Annotated in this window: 6 protein-coding genes and 1 tRNA gene; all 7 read left to right on the top strand. The window is 31.7% G+C overall.

The genetic code is table 11. The annotated features are described in order from the left end of the window. Positions 1-1,004 (top strand): DAK2 domain-containing protein (locus tag QJ521_RS09070; protein WP_430757354.1); only part of this gene is annotated, 1,004 nt, incomplete at its 5' end. A 32-nt stretch (positions 1,005-1,036) separates the two neighbouring features. Beyond that, a tRNA-Leu gene (locus QJ521_RS09065) sits at positions 1,037-1,122 on the top strand. Between the two features lie 573 nt (positions 1,123-1,695). Then, on the top strand, positions 1,696-2,394 hold the full coding sequence (locus tag QJ521_RS09060) for an ABC transporter ATP-binding protein (RefSeq protein WP_282840163.1): 699 nt from the start codon (positions 1,696-1,698) through the stop codon (positions 2,392-2,394). Beyond that, positions 2,391-3,377, top strand: coding sequence for a hypothetical protein (locus QJ521_RS09055; RefSeq protein WP_282840162.1), 987 nt, complete (start codon positions 2,391-2,393; stop codon positions 3,375-3,377). Before QJ521_RS09060 ends, QJ521_RS09055 begins: the two co-directional genes overlap by 4 nt. A gap of 12 nt (positions 3,378-3,389) precedes the next feature. Next, positions 3,390-4,427, top strand: a complete 1,038-nt coding sequence (locus QJ521_RS09050; protein ID WP_282840161.1) for a hypothetical protein — start codon at positions 3,390-3,392, stop codon at positions 4,425-4,427. A 391-nt stretch (positions 4,428-4,818) separates the two neighbouring features. Further along, positions 4,819-5,880 (top strand): Fic family protein, encoded by a 1,062-nt coding sequence (locus tag QJ521_RS09045; protein ID WP_282840160.1) that lies wholly within the window; start codon positions 4,819-4,821, stop codon positions 5,878-5,880. Between the two features lie 52 nt (positions 5,881-5,932). Then, positions 5,933-6,562 (top strand): GNAT family N-acetyltransferase, encoded by a 630-nt coding sequence (locus tag QJ521_RS09040; RefSeq protein WP_282840159.1) that lies wholly within the window; start codon positions 5,933-5,935, stop codon positions 6,560-6,562. Positions 6,563-7,322 lie beyond the last annotated feature (760 nt).

Raw genomic sequence — 7,322 nt, 5'->3', positions numbered from 1 at the left:
AAGAACATTATCATGGTGCTGAAAATTTAGGTAACGTTGATATTAAATTTGGTTTTTGTACTGAGTTTATTGTGAAATTACATAAACCTGAAAAGTTTAATGAAAACTTTATGAAAGATCCTTTATCACAAATGGGTGATTCATTGGTTGTTGTTACAGATGATGAATTGTTAAAAGTACATGTCCATACGAATCAACCAGGTGTAGCTTTAACGTTAGCTCAAAAATATGGAGACTTACAAACGATTAAGATTGAAAATATGAGAATTCAACACTCTAATATTATGGGTGATGAAATTGCACCTCATAAAAAAGAAGTTAAAGAAGAAAAACCTAAGAAGAAATCTAAATTTGGTATTATCGCAGTAGCATCAGGCGAAGGTATTCATGAAGCATTTAAAGAATTAGGCGTGGATTTAATTATTGACGGTGGTCAAACAATGAATCCATCGACAGAAGCATTCGTTAAGGCTGTAGAGAGTTTGAATTGCGAACATGTCATCATACTTCCAAATAATAAAAACATTATTCTATCCGCAGAACAAACGTTAGACTTATGTGCTGATAGATCGATTAGAGTCCTTAAGACGAAGAGTATTGCTCAAGGATATTCATCACTCATGGCATTTGATCCAACAGGTGAGTTAGATGATAACTTTGAAGCAATGATGGAAGTTGTTGGTAATATGCGTTCAGGTGAAATCACTTATGCAGTTAGAGACACTGAGTTAAATGGTGTTAAGATTAAAACAGGTGACTTTATCGGAATTACAAAAAATGAGATAAAAGTATCAACTCCAGATAGATTAGAAACAGCTAAGGTATTACTTGAGGATATGATTGATATGGAAAAAGAAATTATAACTATCTTCCACGGCAATGATGCAGATGAAGACGAAATCGAAATGATTGTTGCACATGCGAAGAAGTTAAATCCTGATATTGAAGTTGATTTGATAGAAGGTAAGCAGGATATATATACTTATATATTCGCAGTTGAATAACAATTAAAAAGGTGCTTGCACCTTTTTTAATAGCGGTCGTGGTGGAATGGTAGACACGCATGCTTGAGGGGCATGTGGCTGAATAGTCGTGTGAGTTCAAATCTCATCGACCGCACCAACTTTATGTTTGATTGCTAATGGGCTACAGTGTCCTCTGCTGTCCTCTAAAAGGTATGTTGCCGTGGGCGTTCACTATTGGTTATCGGCACAAAATTATGAGATATTAGACCAATTTTCTAACGAGAATTGGTCTTTTTCTATAGGGTAAGGTGAGACTTGAACTTCATTTTGAACCGACTTATATGGGGTGACGTGGTTCCGAACAAGCTAATGCAATATTGAGAACTAGTGACATAATGGTGACAAGACCAGATAGTCATGATAGAATAGAAACAGTTGAACCCTATTTTTATGGAATATATAGAAAAGAATATAGATAATTTATGCTTATTTTTAATTATAAATTTGAAGTCTGGTACTATCACTAGGTTTGATAATTCAATGTGTGCAATTAATCTTTAGATGGTACTAGACTAATTTTCAAAAAGAACTAAACCTCACTGAAATGAATTGTATCAAATTAACATAATTTTTTTATGCAATTATTATTCTATTTTCATAAGATGAATTGAAAATAGGTGGTTTTTTTGCAAACAAGAAGAAATATTTTACGTTTATAAGGAGATTACATATGCTTGAAATTATTAATATCAACAAGAAGTACGGACAAAAAAAGGTTCTACATGATGTTACTTTTAGCGTTGCATCTGGTACAGTATGTGGATTATTGGGATTAAATGGTGCAGGGAAATCAACATTGATGAAAATCGTTACCTCCCTTGCGTTTAAAGATTCTGGAGAAATCAAATACAATGGGAATGTGTACAATAAGGATGATAATACCGTTCCTCTAGGGTACATGATTGAATCGCCTGCGTTTTACAAGGATCTATCAGGAAGAAATAACCTAAAAATTCTTTCAGCACTTTACGATACCGTAAAAGAAGATAGAGTAGATCAAGTCTTATGTGAAGTAGGTTTGGACGATGTAAAGAATTCACTTGTTTCAAATTATTCACTTGGAATGAAACAACGATTATATTTTGCATATTCCATTCTCAATAATCCAGAAATATTAATCCTTGATGAACCGTTTAATGGAATTGATCCGGTAACTTCAAGATTATTCAAAGACCTCATCTTAAATTTAGCAAAACAAGGATGCACAATCATTGTATCTAGTCATGTTATATCAGATATTCATGAAATCTGTGACAAAGTCGTGATTATTGACAAAGGAAATGTTGTATATGATAGCAATCTAAATGAAAGTGAGAACCTAGAAAAACTGTTTTTATCCAAAGTTACCACTGATGGATTAGCACAATGAAAATTTTCAAGTTTGAATACCAAAAGTTGCGAGGAAACAAAATCTTGTTTTTTACATTAATTGGTTCGATTATCATTATTATCACTATTTTAATAATGATATTCTCATTCACTTCGTTTTCATCCCCAAATCAATCAATAACAAAAGAACAAGTTTTGTCAGGTTACCAAGTGAACTTGAATAGAATTTATGAAGAACTTGAAGATGAAGAATTATCTGACTATCATAAACAAAACCTACGCATCGAAAAGAATAAACTTGAGTTTTTACTACTAACCCAGACTATAGAAAATGAATACCTTGACATCACCGATTCGGGAAGAAAACTCAATATCCACCAAGGTACATCGTTGATGTTTTACCTATTCAATTCTACTTATATACTAATACTTTTATTTACAGTATTCATCTCAATTTATACATTTTTATTTGATATACAAAGTGGGACCATTAAAAATATCTTGGCTTCAGAAGAAACTAGAAAGAATGTCTTTTTAGGGAAATTCGCTTTCCAAATGAGTGCAGTATATGGCGTTTTATTCATCGCATTATTTATCGCCATCATATTTGGTTTGCAAAGTCCACAAGCAGAGTTTTTAGTTAGTATAAATGGTGACTACTATGCCCTGAACTGTTTAACCTCTTTTCTATTTCAATCGATGGGATTGATCATATTGGTTTTAGTTGTTTCATTGATTACAAATCTACTCATATTAATAACAAGAAATCTTACATATACCATTTCAATAATATTCTGGTTAATTTTGGGGTTATTTTTATTCTACCTATTTATGGAAAAAAGCATTGAAATTGGCAACTTGAATAATGTCGTCAATCCAGCAGATTACGCATTATTTATCAATATTGAGTATTTTTATAGATACACTCAACTTAGAACATTTTTCTGGACATTAGGATATTCGATTTTCGCAATAATCTTCTATATAATACAAAAAAGAAAATTTCAAAAGATTGATTTTTAGTGGGGGTATTTTGTGAAAGATACATTTAAGGTTGTTCAATATGAATTTCATAAAATCCTTAAAAACAAGGTAAAAATTATTTATCTATTTTTGATGATCTTGTTTTTGTTTTTAGCAGCATATGCTTATAGAAATGTTATTATTCTACCTAATGTAACCTGTGGTTCGGAAAGCACACAAACTTATTATATAGAGCAACGGGATTACTATAAAGCATTGTATGAGTATGCATATGGTATTAATACTGATGTCCCAGAGGGATTCATGTTTCCCCCCAACCTAGATGCTGATAAAGAAATATATCATATGGAATATCTGAAATATAACCACTACGTTAGTACATCAACTAGTAGTTGCAATTATGTGAATCTTACCTATCCACTTAGTTCATCAAGAGGCTTAGAAGGCGGTGTTTTTCTTGTCATATTGGGGAACTTAAACTTCTACATTATTGGGTTTTTAAGTATCGTCTTATCATTAAGTATTAACTACTCAGACTATAGTAATGGAAATATAAAAAATCTTATTCAAACAAAAATAGATAGAAAATCAATATTCCGAGGAAAGTTGATATTCACTGGAATAACAATCCTATCGGTTGTGTTGCTGTATGCTATAGCTACGATTCTAGTAGCTTCATCACTACCAGATACAAGCACCTTAATCGTTGACACAACCACAAGAGTTGTTAAAAGCATAAGTACCACTACCTTTTTTCTATCCAAAATTGTTATGAATCTCTTCATCGGTTTATTCATAGCATCGATAAGCATATACATTAGGACACTGGTTAAAAATAGTTATTTGGCAGGATTTGCAACTATTGGATGTGTGGTTTTTGTTTTAGGAATATTCAGTGTTGTTTCACTCATTATTAATAATGATGTTGTGTCAGAAATTGTTAAAAAATATTTTGTTTTCATCAACTCACAAGTTAGTAATCTAAGTTTTAGCCAAATATCATATGCAATTTTGATTTTGTTTTATCTTGTTGGAAGTACGTTATTATTATCGATGAGTTATAAAAAAATACTTAGAATAGATATTTAACGTTGTTGAAATTTCCTATGCTATTCACTGTTTACAGACGTACCGAAAAATATATTTAATAAATAAACGATGAACTATGTCCTCTACTTTCCCACCATGTCCTCCAAAGGGTATGTTGGTGGACAAAAGAACACTTTTCTTTAATTGTCCTATACTTTCCCACCATGTCCTCCAAAGGGTATGTTGGTGGACAAAAGAACACTTTTAAGTGTTTTCGCTAAAAAATGCGAGTTTATTTGTGCTCCTATGACACCATAGATAACTTTAAAGACTCCTAGCGGGTCTTTTTTACTTTAATCCTTATTATATAGGTAAAATTCAGAACAATTTACTCACATTATGTTGACTTAGGTAAAAACTTCCTATATAATGGAATGAAAGGAGGGGTAAAATGTTTAAACTCTCGAAACTACCACCACAAGATAAATTTGATTCTATAATTATCCTGAAGCAATTATTAAATACACATAAAGCTTTAGCTGAACTAAAAGGGTTTTCTGATGTCATTCCAAATAAAAACATTTTAATCAATGCTGCAATGATTAATGAAGCAAAAAACAGTTCAGAAATTGAGAACATCATTACAACACATGACGAACTATATAAAGCGATGAGTGGAGCTAAAGAAACAGGGCCTTCAAAAGAAGTCATCAACTACCGACGAGCTTTGTGGAGAGGATATGAACTAGTCAATCAAAACAAATTCATCTCAACCAATATGATCATCGCTATTCAAAGTATCATCGAAAATAGCGATGCAGGGATTAGGAAAGTTCCTGGTACAGTTCTTGTAAATGATAAGACAAAAGAAGTCATCTATACACCACCAACAAGTTATGATGTGATCATGGATTTACTAACTAATTTAGAAATCTACATCAATCAAGATGATGAGGTAGATGATCTCGTTAAACTAGCGATCATACATTATCAGTTTGAATCTATTCATCCTTTCTATGATGGCAATGGAAGAACAGGAAGAATTATTAATATTCTATATTTGGTGCTAAAAGGGTTATTAGATTCACCGATTCTTTATTTAAGCAAATATATCAACAAAAACAAACAACAATACTATGTTAATCTACAATCCGTTAGAGATGAAAATGATTGGGAATCTCTCATTCTATATTTACTAAAAGGAATAGAAGAAACGTCAATCAATACACTTGATGTCATGAAAGATATTGTAAAACTAATTGACATTATCAAACTAGAAATAAAAGAAAAACTACCAAAAATATATTCAAAAGAGCTTGTTGATGTGCTATTTCATGAGTTTTATACAAAAATTAGCTATGTTAAAAAAGGTCTTGGTGTCAGTAGAAAAACTGCATCGACATATTTAATAGAGTTGGAAAAAGCGGGCGTTTTAGTATCTGAAATGGTTGGTAGAGATAAGATATATATTAATCACAAGTTATTCGAACTTGTAAAAAGTGCAGATTTTTAGACATTAAAAATGATATTTAGTTTAATTCACTAAACTGGAGGAAAGGTATTCTATGTTACTGAAAAAATATTTAGAAGATCCATGTGGTACCTTATCTATTCCCTACTGGAAACAACAAGTCATATCTATTCCTGAAAATATTAAAATCTATCATGAAAAGGCATTCAATCAAATTGAAGTAAAATCACTTCATATCGAGAAGTATTTTCGACTAATTCATCACTTAAATGAAATTCCAGAACGAAATCCTATGATTGAAAGTATTGATATCAATAAAGATTTGCACGAGCTAATTAAACTAATTAATTTATGTTATTCTGATCAGCATATTTCTATTGATAGAAATGATGTTGATGATTGGATAAACCGAAGAGTCTATCGTAATGATTTATGGGTAAAGATAGTTCTTGAAGGAGATATGATTGCTGCCGGTATTGCTGAATATGATCCCGAAGCACAAGAAGGAATCCTTGAGTGGATTCAAATCAATCCCAAATATAGTAAAAAAGGATACGGTAAAATGATTGTCAATGAACTTATCAATAGATTATCTAGTCTATCTAGTTTTATTACAGTATCGGGAAAATTAGACAATAAAACAAATCCCGAAATGTTATATAGACGATGCGGTTTTGTTGGTCATGATGTATGGTATGTTTGTAAGATAAGTGATGGCAAATAATGATTTAGAGTCACAGTTTCCCACCTTGTCCTCCAAAGGGTACATTGATAGACAAATGAACACTTTTCTTTCATTGTCCTACACTTTCCTCTGTTGTCCTCTAAAAAGTATGTTGATGGACAAAAGAACACTTTAAAGTGTTTTCATCAAAAAACGCGAGTTTATTTGTGCTCCTATGACACCAAAGTTATCTTTGATTACTCCCCAAAACCAGGGGATAATAGCGATATTTTAATGAAATTGACCTTATTTCTAATGAAATAGGGTCTTTTTCTTTTATCGAGTCGTGTCGAGAGCAAATTTGCTTTCTCGAAAGTGACATATTTAATTTTGGGGTAATGTGGTTCCGAACTTTATTTCAATCCTAGTTACAAGGGGTAATGTGGTTCCGAACTAGCATATATAAAGATTGAACTCCAACTCACTATGCTTGTATTTATAGATAATTGGAATTCGGTATGAGTCGTATATTTTAGAGGTACATGTGGACGTTTTTCATTGTAGAAGATAACGTACCCGTCAATACAAATTCTTAAGTGAACATAACTATTGTAGATGTGTCTATATATATTTCTTTCTTCTTGATACTCGCAAAGAAACTCTCAGCAACCGAATTATCATATGGACAACCTTTCTTTGAAAATGATTGTGTAATTTCATTTTGCTTATTATAGGATTTAAACACTTTTGCAGTATATTGTTTACCCTGATCACTATGAAAGATGAGATTCTTAGGGTTGGACTGCTATGAATTTCTAGG

The organism is Peloplasma aerotolerans (assembly GCF_030012175.1).
GTDB lineage: Bacteria > Bacillota_I > Bacilli_A > Acholeplasmatales > Acholeplasmataceae > Peloplasma > Peloplasma aerotolerans.
Note: the sequence above shows the minus strand (reverse complement) of the source record. Positions and strands in the feature narration are given on the sequence as shown.